The organism is Aminobacterium sp. UBA4987, assembly GCF_002396985.1.
GTDB classification, from domain to species: domain Bacteria; phylum Synergistota; class Synergistia; order Synergistales; family Aminobacteriaceae; genus Aminobacterium; species Aminobacterium colombiense.
Map to the genome: position 1 here is coordinate 96,477 of NZ_DGZF01000004.1, position 15,359 is coordinate 111,835.

Consider the following 15,359-nt stretch of genomic DNA (forward strand, 5'->3'; position numbering starts at 1 on the left):
AAAGAAGAAAGGAGACACTGCAATACGTGCTCTTTCTGAAAGGACTAACACTTCATGAATGTCTATAAAAACTACTTTCACCAAATACAAAAAATTTTCACCCCACTCTCAAACGTCTTTGGCCCAAGGCAAGATCCTCACGGCGCTTATGCCGCCGTCATCCCGGCATGGATAACAGCCCTTCTAAAGCAACAGCCGGCTTTTATATATGGAGACGGCGACAACACTCGAGACTTCTGCTATATTGATAATGTTGTTCAGGTCAATTTGCTTGTAGCCACAACAGAAAACACACAAGTTTTTGGTAAATACTTTAACAATGCAGGCAGAAACCGCCTCTCGCTGAACGAACCGTACAATGGCTTTCTAAAATTAGGTGGCTCTCATGACTAAAAGCAAACAGATGCTTCTTATAAAATTAGGTATCGACATTTTGCTCGGCGCACTCGCGGCCTACTGCGCTTTCGCTCTTCGCATTGGCTTGCCTCTTGGCAAATACGCCCCCCGTGCCTTTACCTACACATATATAAGTGTTTTTATCAAAGTGGCCCTCAATTATTACTTCAACCTCCACCGCCAGTCATGGCGCACAGTAGGCACCAGGGATGCCCTTGCCCTCGCTAAATCTACTGTTACTTTCGCCTTAATCGCCTCTTCCATCGCCTTTATGCTGGGACACAACTACAATATCCCTCGCAGCATTCCCCTTATCGACGCTCTTGTCTACGCCGTCTTTATGGGATCAAGCCGATTCGCCAGCAGAATAATCTTTGAAGAAATTGTTGGCCGCAAAACAGGCATAAACAAAAAAAGAACCCTGATCGTAGGGGCTGGCGATGCTGGAACCATGATCGCCCGTGAAATATTCCGCCATCCTGAGTCTGGGCTGGTTCCTGTTGGATTTCTCGACGATGACCCTTCGAAAAAAGAAACCCGCTTTTTAGGCCTCGATGTATTTGGCCCCATTGGCGACCTGAGACAAGTGGTTCGAGGACACAGTATTGAAGAAGTTATCATAGCTATGCCTTCTGCCCCTGGAACCACCGTAAGGCGCATTGTTGAACTTGCGAAGAAAGCCAAAGTACAATACCGCATTATTCCCGGCATCTATGAAGTAATCAGCGGAAAAGTTTCAATATCACTGCTTCGCCCTGTAGACGTGGAAGACCTGCTTCGCCGTGAACCAGTGAGGCTTGATATCGACTCAATAGCCGGCTACCTCTCTAGCAAAGTAGTTCTTGTAACGGGGGCCGGCGGATCCATCGGCTCTGAGATATGCAGGCAAATATGTCATTTTTCACCTAAGCTTCTCATCCTCCTCGGTCGAGGAGAAAACAGCCTCTTTAACATTGAAAGGGAGATGAAAGCAAATTATTCTCATATTCCCTATGTTACGATGGTAGCAGACGTGCGAAACACCCATAAAATCGAGCATATTTTTGAACAATACAGGCCTGAAGTTGTGTTCCACGCGGCGGCTCATAAACATGTGCCCATGATGGAAACCAACCCTGACGAAGCCATTTTAAACAACATTGGAGGCACACAAAACCTTGTAAAAAATGCCTTGCGCTTTAACACCAGTTACTTCGTCAACATATCCACAGACAAGGCGGTAAACCCCACATCTATTATGGGAGCCTCTAAGCGGGTGGCCGAAATGGTGGTGCGAAAAGCGGCAAAAGAAGCCAGGGAAGGGCAGCATTTCATGTCTGTTCGCTTTGGAAACGTGCTTGGATCACGAGGCAGCGTCGTACCCATTTTCAGAGACCAAATTAGAAAAGGTGGCCCTGTAACGGTCACTCACCCAGATATGACACGGTACTTTATGACCATACCCGAAGCAGCCCAGCTTGTTCTGCAGGCCGGGGGCATGCAGAAGAACGGGCAGGTCTTTGTGCTTGACATGGGAGACCCCGTAAAAATTGTTGACCTCGCCAAAGACCTTATACGCCTCTCAGGTTTTGAACCAGGCGAAGATATAGATATTGTTTATACCGGCGTTCGCCCAGGAGAAAAGCTCTTTGAAGAATTACTAACAGCGGAAGAAGGCACCACAGCAACACACCATAAGAAGATATTCGAGGCCAAAAGCAACGATTTGCCAGCGGACCTGGATGCAAAACTTGCCGGCCTTTTTGAAACCGCAGCCAGCGGCAACAATGAAGACATATGCAAAAGGCTATTTGAAGTTGTACCCCAATTCAAGTCTAAAGAAATAGAAGGTGCTGTTCATGAACAAATATGAGAATAAGAACAGGATTTATCTCTCATCCCCTCATATGAGCGAAGAAGGGTATGAGATGCAGTATATACAAGAAGCCTTTGACACCAACTGGATTGCTCCTCTTGGGAAAAACGTAAACGAATTCGAAAAAGACTTCGCTTCAAGGGTCGGCGCAAAACATGCTGCGGCACTGACTTCTGGAACAGGTGCCATTCATATGGCCCTTAAAGCAGCGGGGGTCGGCAAAGGAGATATTGTCTTCTGCCAAAGCCTTACTTTCTCTGCCACAGCCAACCCCATTATTTATCAGAACGCCATACCGGTTTTTATAGATAGCGACTATGAAACATGGAATATGAACCCTAAATTACTGGAAGAAGCCTTTGAAAAGTACCCTCAAGTTAAGGCCGTTCTGGTTGTACATCTTTATGGGCTATCGACAGATATGGATAAGATCATGGATATTTGCAATAAACACAACGTCACCGTTATTGAAGACGCAGCAGAGTCGCTGGGCACCTATTACAAAGGAAAACATACCGGCACCTTCGGCGAGTATGGAATATTCAGCTTTAACGGCAACAAAATCATCACCACATCAGGCGGCGGAATGCTCGTTTCTGATAACGAAGAGAGAATTGAAAAGGTACGCTTCTGGGCAACTCAGGCCAGAGATAAGGCGAGGCACTACCAGCATAGCGAACTAGGCTTTAATTACCGCATGAGCAATGTAGTTGCCGGCATTGGCCGAGGCCAGCTAAAAGTTCTTGATCAGAGGCTTGCCAAAAAGAAATACATCTTCGAGTTTTATAAGAGAGAGCTAGGCAATTTAGACGGAGTACAGTTCATGCCCATCAATGAGTGGAACGAACCAAATTGCTGGCTATCATGCCTGACCTCAAAAAGAAAGGTAAGCCCTATTGATATAATGGAAGCTCTTGAAAAAGAAAACATTGAATCAAGACCGGTATGGAAACCAATGCACATGCAGCCCTTCTTCGCAGAATATGATTACATAGGAACAGACGTATCTGAGAAGTTGTTTCAGAATGGCATTTGCCTCCCCTCTGACACTAAAATGACAGATGAGGATTTAGGAAGGATTGTAGAGATTATTAAAAAGCTATGGAGAGGATAATGGAAACACCTAAGAGTGGAATTTACAGAAGGTTTTTCAAAAGACCTATGGACTTCTTTTTATCATTGACAGCTTTGATAATACTGAGTCCGGTTCTCGTGATAATCGGACTACTGGTCAGAATAAAACTTGGCAGCCCTGTAATTTTTAAACAGGAAAGGCCAGGCCTCAACGAAAAGATCTTTACTATGTACAAGTTTAGATCCATGACTGATGAAAAAGATGAGAACGGGAAGTTGTTGCCTGATAGTACCAGGCTCACAACCTTTGGAAGAATTCTTAGATCAACGAGCTTAGACGAGTTGCCGGAACTGTTTAATGTTCTTAAAGGCGATATGAGCCTTGTGGGGCCAAGGCCCCTTTTACCTGAATATGTTCCTCTTTACAACAAGCAACAACGAAAACGTCTTAGCGTACTTCCCGGAATTACAGGCTGGGCCCAAGTAAATGGCAGAAATGCTTTGACATGGGAAGAAAAATTTAAATTAGACACATGGTACGTAGAAAACTGGAATCTCATACTCGATTTGAAGATCATTGCAAAAACAATCCAGGCCATAATAAAACGGGAAGGAATATCGGCACAGGGAGAAGCTACAATGCCACGTTTTACCGGGAGTGTTCTTACAGAAATAAGCAAGCAAGGGAAAGATTATTATGAATGAAGTAAGTATTATAGGTGCAGGCGGGCATGCAAAGGTTGTCATTAGCACTTTACAAGCATGTGGATGCGCGATAAATGCGATTTACGACGACAACCCAACCTTATGGAACTCTTCCATCTGGAATATTCCTATTGTTGGGGGAACACACCTTCTCGCTAACGAAGAAACTTATGCAATAATAGCTATTGGAGACAACAAAACTCGTCAAAAAATAGCCTCATGCTTGCCTCATGTCAAATGGGTTACAGCCATACATCCTTTTTCCATGGTTCACTCTTCTGTTTCTATAGGAGAGGGAAGCGTCGTTTTCGCAGGAGCCGTGATACAACCTGACACCATCATCGGCAAACACGTCATAGTAAATACCAGTGCGTCAATAGATCATGACTGCCGCATTGGGAATTTTGTACATATTGCCCCTGGCTGCCACTTAGCCGGAAATGTGCAGGTAAAAGAAGGGGCTTTACTTGGAGTTGGTACTACTGTTATTCCGAATGTAACTATAAACCAATGGGCTATTGCAGGAGCTGGCAGTAATGTTATTACTTCGTTAGAAAACAATAAGATTTATATAGGAAATCCTGCAAAAAGAATGAAAGGGTGAGTATAAGTGAAACTTTGGTGGATAAACCAACATGCCCGCCCCCCTATCTTCGCAGGAGGGACGAGACATTTTAATTTAGCAAAAAAGCTTTGTGTTTTAGAAAATAACGTAATGATCGTTAATGGAACTTTTGATCACTTGGGAGACACTGTTCTTCCAGAAGAAAGAAACAGTGAAAATCCTATTTCCCACACATATGAGGGCGTGTCATTTTTATCCATCAATTTACCTTCGTACAGTGGGAACGCTTCGTTGGGACGAATAAGAAATATGTACTCATTTTATCTTAAAACAACGAAAATTCTTTCTCCCAACAAGACTAAATACGAACACCCAGACATTATCATAGGCTCAACAGTTCACCCGTGGGCAGCTTATGCTGGCTATAAGCTGTCACAAATGTACAAAGTACCATTTGTATATGAGGTTAGGGACCTATGGCCTTTGACCTTAATAGAACTCGGTAGAATTAAAAAATGGAATCCACTAGTATTCTATTTCGATAGAATAGATAAACTTCTCTCTAAAGAAGCCGCTCTTATTATAACAACAGCTCCTCTTATGAAAAAATATTACATTGATCGTTGGGGGCTTCCAGAAAGTAAATTTTTATGGGTCACGAATGGGACTAACATAGATATTAATTCAACTAATGATTCAGGAGAAACAATTCTGCCTGAAAATAAAAAAGAGGCTCGCCCACCCTTCCGCATTGTTTATACGGGAGCATTAGGGCAAGCAAATGGGCTAGATGAAATCTTACGGGTCATTCAAGCAAGTAAAGAAAAACTTAAAAACTTTGAATTCCATTTTTGGGGAAATGGCCCCCTTAAAGAATCATTATCCAGTTATATTGAGCAGAATGGATTACCCTGTTTTATACACAATCCAGTACCCAAGGCGCAAATATGGTCCGTTCTTAACCAAGCAGACGCATTGTTATTTAATCTAGTTTCTTCCTCTGTAACATTATTTCAATATGGAATTAGCCCAAATAAGTTGGCGGACTATCATGCCGCTGGCAAACCCATAATTTCAATCGGACAATATGCACAAAACCCTGTTATTGAATCTGGGGCAGGTTTTGCTGTTTCATCAGCACGAGAATTGCCTGTAGCCTTACTAAAATTTCAAGAATTGAGTCCCGAAAAAAAGATTGACATGGGAGAAAAAGGTCTGAAGTATGCGGAGGAGCATTATAATTGGGGAAAGTTAGCAAAAAAACTTGCTATAGAACTCAAAAAACTAGTATAGTATTGACTTTTAAACACAAAATTAGGAGCATAAAATTAATGGAAAATACAATTATTTCCCTCGTTGGGGCCCGTCCCCAATTTATAAAAGAAGCAGTTATCGCGTCTGAAGTTCATAAAACCAATGCCTGGAATCATATACTAGTACATTCCGGTCAACATTATGATGTAAATATGTCTGATCTCTTTTTTGAGGAACTTCAAATCCCAACCCCTAAATATTTTTTAGAGGTTGGGTCTTCCAGTCATGGAAAGCAAACAGCGGCAGTGCTCGAAAAGTTTGAAGACATTCTTCTTCAAGAAAAACCCGATCTCGTTCTTGTATATGGAGATACAAATACCACTGTTGCTGGAGCGTTAGCAGCTGCAAAACTTAACATTCCCGTAGCTCATATTGAAGCAGGTATGCGCCAATATCCTAAAAATATGCCAGAAGAGGTCAATCGCGTAGTAACAGATCACTTATCATCTCTCCTCTTTTGTTGCTCTGAACTTTCTTATCAAAATCTCCAGCGAGAAAATATAACAAGCGGTGTTTATATTGCAGGAGACGTAATGTATGACCTTTTTCTTCGAATGAAACCACATTTTATGAAAAATAAGATGTTGCATAATCTGAACCTTCAAGAAGGCAAATATATACTTGTCACTTTACATCGAGATTTTAATGTTGATAACAAAGAGAATTTTCTTTCTATTCTCAGAGGGCTAAATGGTTTGATTGAAAGAACAAAACTTCCTATCATTTTCCCCATGCATCCAAGAACTCAAAAAAGAATAGAGGAATTAAACCTCACTAAATACGTTGACACTATGCACATTATCAAACCCGTCGGTTATTTGGAACTCATGGGACTTCTTGAAGGGTGTTCAAACGTTGTTACGGACAGTGGAGGCCTACAAAAAGAAGCATACTACGCAAAAAAGCAAGCAGCTGTAATTATGCCCGATACAGGATGGAAGGAAATCATAGAATCTGGTTGGAATCAACTTGTACCAGGAAACGCAGCAAAAGAACTTTTGCCTCGTATCTTAGAAAATAAATTTATAGCATATCCTGTCAATCTCTACGGAGATGGAAATGCAGCAAAAGCTATTGTGAAAAATATTATGACATACTTGAATAAATGAGGTCCTTTAAAAACTATGAGAAAAAGAATTTGTCATATTACAACTGTACATTCCGCAAATGATATTCGAATATTCGCAAAAGAATGCCAATCATTGAGCCAGTCAGGCTATGAAGTATTTTTGGTTGCGCCAGAAACGCCTATGTCTTTAACAGATATCTCTGTGAAGGTAAAATTCATACACAAAGAACACGGTCGTTTTCTTCGTTTGATACGTGGCCAATGGCATGCCTTAAAAGAAGCAGTTAAACTAAAAGCTTCACTCTATCATTTTCATGACCCTGAACTTATTCTCATGGGGCTTATACTTAAATTTATAGGCAAAAAGGTAGTATATGACGTGCATGAAGACCTTCCTCGTCAAATACGCACTAAAGAATGGTTACCAAGTTGGAGTCGAAAGGGTATTGCATTCGCAGCAGAATTTGTTGAATGGATAGGAGCAAAATTTTTTGATGGCATTGTAATCGTTGCTCCCGTGCAGCAACATAGATTCCCTTCTCATAAAACTATTATGGTACAAAACTTTCCTATTCGTGAAGAGTTTTTAGAATTGGACTTAAAAAATTACTCAAACCGTCCTCCATATTTTGCTTACATTGGGGGGATAACAGTAATTCGTGGGATTAAAGAAATGGTAAAATCTTTAGAATACATGGCGAATTCTCAAGTAAACCTTATTCTTGCAGGAAAATTTAGCACTGAAAAATTATCTAGAGAAATTAAACTTCTCCATGGATGGAACAAAGTTCAATATGAAGGTTTTGTTGGTAGAAAAGAAGTTGTCGAAATATTAAAAAAAGCAAAAGCTGGGCTTGTACTTTTTCATCCGGTACCCAATCATATTGGGGCTCAACCTAATAAGTTTTTCGAATATATGTCTGCAGGAATTCCTATAATAGCATCAGACTTCCCTTTATGGAGGCAAATTGTAGAGGAAGCCAAGTGTGGCCTCCTCGTTGATCCTCTTAGTCCTGAAAAGATAGCAAAAGCAATGCAGTGGGTATTAGATCATCCAGAAGAAGCTCAAAAAATGGGAAGAAACGGTTTAAAAGCAATAGAAACAAAGTATAATTGGGACAATGAATGCAAAAAACTTATTATCTTCTATAAAAAGCTGTTTCAAAAGTAACGCACAAGAATAGCAAAAGAGGGGTCTAAATGGAAATAAAAAAACTAATAACTAAATATACAGGATATGATTCTTTTAAAAATAAGATAGAACACACTGGATTAATGGATGCCATTTATTCTAATACTGTAAGTTTTCTCTCTGATCCTAAATTTGCTTCTAAATTAGCTCAAAATTCTAATATCGTTGCTATTTTAGTCAATCCAGAAGATGCACAAAAAATAGATGTTGAAATAGAAAAAATTATTATAGAGAAACCTAAAAGTATTTTTTTCGATATCCATAATGAATTTTGTAAATTAAATATATCACGTCAGGTAACTAAAATAGATCCCGATGCGAACATAGCTTCATCAGCTTATGTTTCTCCTTATAATGTAAGCATAGAATCAGGAGTAATCATACATCCCCAAGCCGCCATATTAGATGGCGTGTCCATACAAAAAGGTACAATAATAGGGCCCGGAACAATTATTGGAACTCATGGTTTTCATTGTTATGATGATATCAATGGAAACAAAAAGAAAGTTTACCATGACGGGAAAGTCATTATAGGAGAAAATGTAGAGATCGGGTCTAATGTGTCAATAGATAAGGGACTGATGGGACGTGATACTATCATCGGTGATCATACTAAAATAGACAACTTAGTACACATAGCTCATAGAGTTCATATCGGATGCTCTTGTCTAGTAGCAGCAGGAGCTATCATATCTGGTTCTGTAACGACAGGAAACGACATCTGGATAGGTCCTGGGGCTACCCTTTCTAACAGAATTACGCTAGGAAACAACGCCCAAGTATTAATCGGATCAGTAGTAGTAAGAAATGTGAAGGATAACGAAAGAGTTTCAGGAAATTTCGCGATGGACCATTTTAAACGGATGTTAAGAACTCGCTCTAATATATAAATAAACAGCGATAGGGATGATTTGAATGCTAAGTATTGCTAGAATTGCCTATTATTTGCCTCAAAATATTTTAACAAATGAAGAACTAGAAAAAGAATATGAATCATGGTCTGCGAATAAAATCTACCGGAAGACAGGCATTGAAAACCGCCATATTGCCAATGAAGAAGCAACATCAGAAATGGCCGTAAAAGCAGCAGAAGCTCTCTTTAATTCGAGTCAAGATATTATAAAAGATAACATTGACTTTCTTCTTCTCTGTACGCAAAGTCCAGACTATTTTCTTCCAACAACGGCCTGTTTGGTACAAGAAAGACTCGGCTTGAAACAAACGATCGGAGCGTTAGATTTCAACCTTGGATGTTCCGGTTATATTTATGGATTGCTTTTAGCCACATCTTTGATGCAAGCAAAACACGTCCACGATGTATTACTGTTAACATCAGAAAAATATTGCCGCTATATTAATCCTCAAGATAAAAGTACGCGTACAATTTTTGGCGATGGAGCAACAGCTACACTTCTATCAGAAACTCAAGGAATGGCTACTCTTGATGCTTTCGATTGGGGAACAGATGGAGCTGGAGCCAAGAATCTTATCGTTCCAGCTGGTGGAGATGCATTGCATTGTTCCTCTGAAACAGCTAAGGAACAAGTTGACGCTAATGGTAATATCCGTTCTCTTGATAATCTATATATGAATGGCCCTGAAATCTTCACTTTTACATTAAATACAGTGCCTCTGACAATAGAACGAGTTTTAGCAAAAGCATCGTTAACAATGCAAGACATAGATTTTTTTGTTTTCCACCAAGCTAACAAGTTTATGCTTGAAACTCTTCGCGCAAAGCTGGATATTCCTGAAGAAAAATTTATTATCGATATGAAAGATTATGGAAATACTGTATCTAGTACAATTCCTATTGCTCTTGAAAACACTCGAATGAAAGGACTTTTTCATAACGGAGCAAAAATTCTCCTCGCTGGATTCGGTGTTGGATATTCATGGGGATCTGCCGTACTAACATGGAAGGAGTAATGAAACATGACATTGGAACAAAAGATAGCATTACTTGCAGAAACTATAGAAACTGATTCTAAAAATCTAATTTCTACTCGCTCTCTTGACTCTTTAGACGAATGGGACTCTCTGGCATTAATTTCTCTGATTGGAATGTTCAGTAAATCCTTTGGACGAAACATTTCTGTCGAAAAGTTAAGAGAATTTAAAATAGTTCAAGATATCATAGATGAGATGCATGAATAACTTTAAAAACCCTTTTTCTCTCGAAGACAAGAAAATACTGGTAACCGGCGCATCTTCAGGAATAGGACAAGCTATAGCTATATGGATCAGCCGCATGGGAGGACAAGTAGCTCTTCTTGCACGATCTAAAGAAAAGCTTGAAAAGACATTTTCCTTGCTTGAAGGATGCAATCATAGAATTGTCCCTCTTGATTTGCTCTCTCAAGAATATGAGATTGAAGAGACAATCGACAACCTTATTCAGAAATGGGGACTTTTACATGGGATGGTACATAGTGCCGGATTAACAATTACTCAACCATTAAACAGAATTAGAACGGAAAAAGATTATAATAATATCTTTAATGTAAACTACAGGAGCTTTCTCTTCTTATCTCAAATTTGTTGTAAAAAGAAGAACCATACAAAAAATGCGAGTATAGTTGCTATATCTTCTATTACAGCTCTAAAGGGGAAAAGTGGACTAATATTATATGCTAGTTCAAAAGCAGCTCTTGCATCTTCAGTTCGCTGTCTCGCACTAGAATATGCTCCTATAGGAATACGTTTTAATTCTATTTGCCCTGGGTGGGTGGATACTCCAATGTTAAAAAGTACTCGAGAGAAACTGGGAGAAGAACTATTTGAGCAAAATATAGTATCTTCTCACCCTCTAGGTCTTGGCACACCAAATGATATTGCCTACGCAGCCATCTACTTACTTTCAGATGCCAGTAGATGGGTTACTGGATCTAGCTTAATTATTGATGGTGGATATTCTTGTTAATATTTGAGGCGGACAAAAAATGAAAACTTTACTTCAAAAAATTCAATCAAAAAAAGCTTCCGTTGGCGTTATTGGCCTTGGTTATGTTGGCCTTCCTTTAGCAGTTGAAAAAGCAAAAGCCGGATTTCATGTAACTGGTTTTGATATTCAATCGGAGAAGGTCGAGAAAGTAAACAAGGGAGAAAACTATATAGGGGATATTATTCCCCAAGAGCTTAAAGAGTTAGTCGCTTCGGGGCACTTGCATGCTACCAGTGATTTTGTTGATATTGGCAAATGTGACGTCATTACCATTTGTGTACCTACTCCATTAGATGTATTTAAACAGCCAGATCTCTCTTTTGTGGTGAGTTCAGCACAATCTGTAGCAAATCATATACATAAAGAAATGCTTATAGTTTTAGAATCAACAACATATCCTGGCACAACAGAAGAAGTTCTTTTACCTCTGTTTGAAGAAAAAGGGTTAAAAGTAGGTAAAGACTTCTATCTCGCTTTTTCTCCAGAACGCGTAGACCCTGGGAATCATATTTATAAAACAAAAAACACTCCTAAAGTTGTTGGCGGATGTACTCCCTTATGTACAGAGCACGCAAAAGCCTTGTATGAAGCTGTGCTTAATGCCCCTGTCTGTGCCGTTTCTTCTCCCAAAGAAGCAGAGATGACGAAAATTCTTGAAAATACATTCCGTATTGTTAACTGCGCTCTAGCTAACGAAATGGCCCTTGTATGCAATAGAATGGGCATTAATGTGTGGGAAGTTATTGACGCAGCTGCCACAAAACCCTTTGGCTTTGTCCCTTTCTACCCTGGCCCCGGGGTCGGCGGACACTGCATTCCCATAGACCCATTCTACCTTACCTATAAGGCCAGAGCCTACGATTACCATACACGGCTCATAGAGATGGCCGGAGAAATTAACGACCTCATGCCAGAGCATGTGGTGGAACGACTTATGAACCTTCTGAACGATCAGGCGAAACCTCTTAAAAACAGCGCAATACTTCTCTGTGGAATAGCCTATAAGGGAGACATCGACGACCTTCGAGAATCCCCTGCCCTAAAGATCTGGCAGCTTCTAGAGCAAAAGGGAGCCGTCGTCACCTATACAGACCCTTATTGCCCTGAAGTTTTATTAAATGGGGAAAAAGTTCTTTCTTCTCCCCTTACGCAAGAACTTGTACAAAAGGCAGATGCCGTGGTCATTACAACGGCCCATAAAGAGAACGTTGATTACAAGCTTATTGCTGACAATGCAAAGCTGATTTTTGATACCAAAAACATTTTAAGCCAAAGCCTTAACATCAGGCCAGAGACTTTAGAAAACTTACATATCTTATAAAGGAGCTATGCCATATGTATAAATTTGCCCTGCTCGGCTGCGGTCGAATCAGTAAAAACCACATAGAATCTTTAGCTGAACTGAAGAAAGAAGGTAAAGCAGAGTTTGTTGCCTGTTGCGACATCATTCCTGAACGGGCCGATTCTGCTGCATCCCAAATTGGCTGCAAGGATTACTACAACTATCAAAGCATGCTTAATGAAGCAAACTTTGATGCAGTTTCTATATGCACTCCATCGGGCCTTCACCCAGACCACGTTATTATGGCAGCTCAGGCTGGTAAACATTCCATCAGTGAAAAACCAGCAGGCACATCCCTTGAATCAGTCAATGCCGCTATAGACGCGTGCGATAAAGCACAGGTTCACTATCTTGTAGTAAAACAAAACCGTTTTAACAAAACAGTCCAGCTTCTGCGAAAAGCCCTTGAGGCCGGGCGATTTGGAAAGCTCTATATGATCACATCTAATGTGTTTTGGACCCGCCCTCAAGACTATTACGACCAGGCCCCATGGCGGGGAACGTGGAAATACGATGGCGGATGCCTTTCAAACCAGGCAGCGCACTACGTGGATATGGTACAGTGGATGGGCGGGGATGTGGAAAAGGTCAGCGCCTTCGGCTGTACCCTGGCCCGGCGCATTGAAGCAGAAGACACTATCGTAGTCAATCTGAAATTTAAAAACGGAGCCCTTGGCTCTATTAACGTAACTACCCTCACCTACCCCAAGAACCTGGAAGGCAGCCTTACCATACTTGGAGAAAAGGGAACTGTACGAATTGGCGGAGTCGCCATGAACAAAATCGAAACATGGCAATTCGCAGATAGCAACCCCATGGATGAATCCATTCATGAAGTGAATACGTCCCCCAAGAGCGTCTACGGCTTTGGGCATCTTGACTACTATCGCAACGTTGTAGACGTTTTTGATGGCAAGGCAGCGCCTATCGTCACGGGGCGAGAAGCACGAAAAACAGTGGAGATTCTTCAAAAGGCTTATGAAAATCAGTAATAAAAGGAGTTCTTGACAAAAAATAGCTTTAGAGCTTAACAGAAAAATTTAAGATATATACGCGCCACAAGTGTGTTTGTGAAAATTACCCCAGCAAAGCAACAAAAAGAGGCGCCAAAAAATTATAAAACTTTACATAAAACATAATCACAGGGGTGACCTTTGAGCATGTTAAAAAAACGGTAAACAACATTAACTTTCCCATATTTACCTTTAAATTAATAAGTCTAATCATGATAACTATCATTTCTTTATTTTGTGCGGGGCGTTCTGAAAGTGCCAATTTAGCACCATTTAAATACGGTATAACATCTTCAGCAACAGAATATGCAAACTCAGGAAGACGCTCTTTAGATAAAAACAGAATACTGGTATTTGATTATGGGAAAGCCTACAGTTCGCTGGGAAAGTGGCACAACCCCTTTTTTATAGCTAGGTATGCGCATGCACTATATAACGACTGGTATAAGACTAATTGTACAGATGATAATCTAAAAAATGATTTTCTTCTGCAAGCAAAATTTCTGCTTTCTTCGTACAAAGAAGAGCGAAAAGGGATGGCCTATTGGATATATCCTTTTGAAAATACATATTTTGGAGCCAAACCTGGTTGGATTTCGGGGATTGGACAATCTCTGATTGCTGGCGTTCTTCTTAGAGCCTATGAAATCACTGGTAACCAGGATTTTGAAAATATTGCTAAAAAGGCAATAGAAGTTTATTTTCATCCTATGTCCTCTGGTGGCGTGGTCACTAGCGGTGAAATGGGTTTATGGATACAAGAAGTAGCGAGTCCCGATTGCAAAGGATTTTGCATTTTGAATGGGCATATAACGGGTCTACTCGGCTTAATTGACATTGCGAATCTAACTTCTGATAAAAAAGTATACGATGTTGTAACTCGTGGAATAGCTACTGTTCGTAACCATCTACACGATTTCGATGCAGGGTTTTCTTCTTTTTACTCTCTCAAAGTTAAAGATGGGGATCAGCCAATCATTGCTCCCAGAAATGGCTATAATGCTCTACATGTTTGGCAGCTCGAAAAATTATTTGAGATTACAAAGAAGCCTGAATTTTTACATGCAGCAATTTTATTTAAAAAATACGAAGAGTTAAAGGATATAAGAAACGCTAAAGGTTCTACTAATCCCAATACACATGGACCTGATGAAGCAGCCGGGTGGTTTGGCAACCGTTATTGGTCTCATAATAAATTCCCTACATACTACGAGGTTCATATGGCATCCGAGGAAGCTCTTGAAGGGGTATTTATAGGTGCACATTTTCAAAAAGCTGCTCCCCTGTCTCTATCGGTTTCACTTTTTCAAAATGACAAATGGATAAAAATATGGAGTACAGAAAAGAACATCCAAAAAGATATTTTTCTTTCTTTCAGCAATCCCGTGCTCGCATCTGCTATACGTGTCGATATATATAGCGATAACGGGAATAAAAACGTTGCTCTCAATGCGGTAATGCCTATGCGAAGATTAAAAAGCGTTTCTGCCAACTATGACCGGCCCGTAGTAACTTTGAGTACATTAGTGCCTGGGTTTAGGAAAAACGACTAATTTTATTGCTTTTAATAAAATTTTTATGTGTGCCTTATTTGAGATAGACATAAAGTGAAGTAAAACAGAGCTTTTGACGAGTCACTACATCGCTCATAAAAATTTTTTCTGTTACTGGCAGATAAGATACATGCTCCGTTATGACTTATTCGATTATGTTTACTTAATCATGATAATTTAGGCAAATGGTACAGAATATATTGTGTTGCCTGCATATATGCTAAGGGCTCTTGCTATCGGTAATGGAATAACAAACGGCGTCACAGAAACACAGCAGGCAGCAAACCGTTTACATAATTAATTCCGATTTTACATTGTTGCCACTGTAAAGAAAAAG

Annotated in this window: 15 protein-coding genes; all 15 read left to right on the forward strand. The window is 40.2% G+C overall.

Translation table 11 applies throughout. The features are described from left to right. Window positions 1-54: 54 nt before the first annotated feature. The 15 genes from B2U56_RS01850 (at window position 55) to B2U56_RS01920 (ending at window position 15,022) form a co-directional block, all read left to right on the forward strand. A complete protein-coding gene (locus B2U56_RS01850; RefSeq protein WP_286951903.1) occupies window positions 55-393 on the forward strand; it encodes an NAD-dependent epimerase/dehydratase family protein in 339 nt (112 codons plus the stop codon). Further along, window positions 386-2,248, forward strand: a complete 1,863-nt coding sequence (locus tag B2U56_RS01855; RefSeq protein WP_286951905.1) for a polysaccharide biosynthesis protein — start codon at window positions 386-388, stop codon at window positions 2,246-2,248. The genes B2U56_RS01850 and B2U56_RS01855 overlap by 8 nt, the downstream gene beginning before the upstream one ends. Beyond that, the gene (locus tag B2U56_RS01860) at window positions 2,235-3,365 is read left to right on the forward strand and encodes a DegT/DnrJ/EryC1/StrS family aminotransferase (RefSeq protein ID WP_286951906.1); all 1,131 of its coding nucleotides are present in this window, start codon (window positions 2,235-2,237) and stop codon (window positions 3,363-3,365) included. The genes B2U56_RS01855 and B2U56_RS01860 overlap by 14 nt, the downstream gene beginning before the upstream one ends. Next, a complete protein-coding gene (locus B2U56_RS01865) occupies window positions 3,365-4,030 on the forward strand; it encodes a sugar transferase (RefSeq protein WP_286951908.1) in 666 nt (221 codons plus the stop codon). The genes B2U56_RS01860 and B2U56_RS01865 overlap by 1 nt, the downstream gene beginning before the upstream one ends. Next, on the forward strand, window positions 4,023-4,634 hold the full coding sequence (locus B2U56_RS01870; protein WP_286951910.1) for an acetyltransferase: 612 nt from the start codon (window positions 4,023-4,025) through the stop codon (window positions 4,632-4,634). Before B2U56_RS01865 ends, B2U56_RS01870 begins: the two co-directional genes overlap by 8 nt. Before the next feature lie 6 nt (window positions 4,635-4,640). Then, on the forward strand, window positions 4,641-5,888 hold the full coding sequence (locus tag B2U56_RS01875) for a glycosyltransferase family 4 protein (protein ID WP_286951911.1): 1,248 nt from the start codon (window positions 4,641-4,643) through the stop codon (window positions 5,886-5,888). Window positions 5,889-5,926: 38 nt separating this feature from the next. Further along, entirely contained in the window at window positions 5,927-7,018 is a 1,092-nt protein-coding gene (gene wecB / locus B2U56_RS01880) for a non-hydrolyzing UDP-N-acetylglucosamine 2-epimerase (protein ID WP_286951913.1), read from the forward strand. A 15-nt stretch (window positions 7,019-7,033) separates the two neighbouring features. Continuing rightward, window positions 7,034-8,149, forward strand: coding sequence for a glycosyltransferase family 4 protein (locus tag B2U56_RS01885; RefSeq protein ID WP_286951915.1), 1,116 nt, complete (start codon window positions 7,034-7,036; stop codon window positions 8,147-8,149). A gap of 29 nt (window positions 8,150-8,178) precedes the next feature. Next, entirely contained in the window at window positions 8,179-9,060 is an 882-nt protein-coding gene (locus B2U56_RS01890; protein ID WP_013049099.1) for a UDP-glucose 4-epimerase, read from the forward strand. 25 nt (window positions 9,061-9,085) lie between these two features. After that, window positions 9,086-10,099 carry a 3-oxoacyl-ACP synthase III family protein gene (locus B2U56_RS01895; RefSeq protein WP_013049100.1) on the forward strand — a complete coding sequence of 338 codons (1,014 nt, stop codon included), beginning with the start codon at window positions 9,086-9,088 and terminating at the stop codon, window positions 10,097-10,099. A 6-nt stretch (window positions 10,100-10,105) separates the two neighbouring features. Continuing rightward, the gene (locus B2U56_RS01900) at window positions 10,106-10,327 is read left to right on the forward strand and encodes an acyl carrier protein (RefSeq protein WP_013049101.1); all 222 of its coding nucleotides are present in this window, start codon (window positions 10,106-10,108) and stop codon (window positions 10,325-10,327) included. Beyond that, window positions 10,320-11,093, forward strand: coding sequence for an SDR family NAD(P)-dependent oxidoreductase (locus B2U56_RS01905; RefSeq protein ID WP_286951918.1), 774 nt, complete (start codon window positions 10,320-10,322; stop codon window positions 11,091-11,093). The genes B2U56_RS01900 and B2U56_RS01905 overlap by 8 nt, the downstream gene beginning before the upstream one ends. A gap of 19 nt (window positions 11,094-11,112) precedes the next feature. After that, on the forward strand, window positions 11,113-12,435 hold the full coding sequence (locus B2U56_RS01910) for a nucleotide sugar dehydrogenase (RefSeq protein WP_286951920.1): 1,323 nt from the start codon (window positions 11,113-11,115) through the stop codon (window positions 12,433-12,435). A gap of 14 nt (window positions 12,436-12,449) precedes the next feature. After that, window positions 12,450-13,448: a Gfo/Idh/MocA family protein gene (locus B2U56_RS01915; protein WP_286951922.1), complete on the forward strand. Its 999-nt coding sequence runs from the start codon at window positions 12,450-12,452 to the stop codon at window positions 13,446-13,448. 233 nt (window positions 13,449-13,681) lie between these two features. After that, a complete protein-coding gene (locus B2U56_RS01920; protein WP_286951923.1) occupies window positions 13,682-15,022 on the forward strand; it encodes a D-glucuronyl C5-epimerase family protein in 1,341 nt (446 codons plus the stop codon). Window positions 15,023-15,359 lie beyond the last annotated feature (337 nt).

What these genes read in the sequence shown, in the direction of transcription:
- B2U56_RS01915 (WP_286951922.1), top strand. Translation starts at nt 12,450, where the DNA reads ATGTATAAATTTGCCCTGCTCGGCTGCGGTCGAATCAGTAAAAACCAC.
- B2U56_RS01895 (WP_013049100.1), top strand. Translation starts at nt 9,086, where the DNA reads ATGCTAAGTATTGCTAGAATTGCCTATTATTTGCCTCAAAATATTTTA.
- B2U56_RS01885 (WP_286951915.1), top strand. Translation starts at nt 7,034, where the DNA reads ATGAGAAAAAGAATTTGTCATATTACAACTGTACATTCCGCAAATGAT.
- B2U56_RS01855 (WP_286951905.1), top strand. Translation starts at nt 386, where the DNA reads ATGACTAAAAGCAAACAGATGCTTCTTATAAAATTAGGTATCGACATT.
- B2U56_RS01850 (WP_286951903.1), top strand. Translation starts at nt 55, where the DNA reads ATGAATGTCTATAAAAACTACTTTCACCAAATACAAAAAATTTTCACC.
- B2U56_RS01890 (WP_013049099.1), top strand. Translation starts at nt 8,179, where the DNA reads ATGGAAATAAAAAAACTAATAACTAAATATACAGGATATGATTCTTTT.
- B2U56_RS01910 (WP_286951920.1), top strand. Translation starts at nt 11,113, where the DNA reads ATGAAAACTTTACTTCAAAAAATTCAATCAAAAAAAGCTTCCGTTGGC.
- B2U56_RS01860 (WP_286951906.1), top strand. Translation starts at nt 2,235, where the DNA reads ATGAACAAATATGAGAATAAGAACAGGATTTATCTCTCATCCCCTCAT.
- B2U56_RS01870 (WP_286951910.1), top strand. Translation starts at nt 4,023, where the DNA reads ATGAATGAAGTAAGTATTATAGGTGCAGGCGGGCATGCAAAGGTTGTC.
- wecB (WP_286951913.1), top strand. Translation starts at nt 5,927, where the DNA reads ATGGAAAATACAATTATTTCCCTCGTTGGGGCCCGTCCCCAATTTATA.
- B2U56_RS01920 (WP_286951923.1), top strand. Translation starts at nt 13,682, where the DNA reads ATGATAACTATCATTTCTTTATTTTGTGCGGGGCGTTCTGAAAGTGCC.
- B2U56_RS01865 (WP_286951908.1), top strand. Translation starts at nt 3,365, where the DNA reads ATGGAAACACCTAAGAGTGGAATTTACAGAAGGTTTTTCAAAAGACCT.
- B2U56_RS01900 (WP_013049101.1), top strand. Translation starts at nt 10,106, where the DNA reads ATGACATTGGAACAAAAGATAGCATTACTTGCAGAAACTATAGAAACT.
- B2U56_RS01905 (WP_286951918.1), top strand. Translation starts at nt 10,320, where the DNA reads ATGAATAACTTTAAAAACCCTTTTTCTCTCGAAGACAAGAAAATACTG.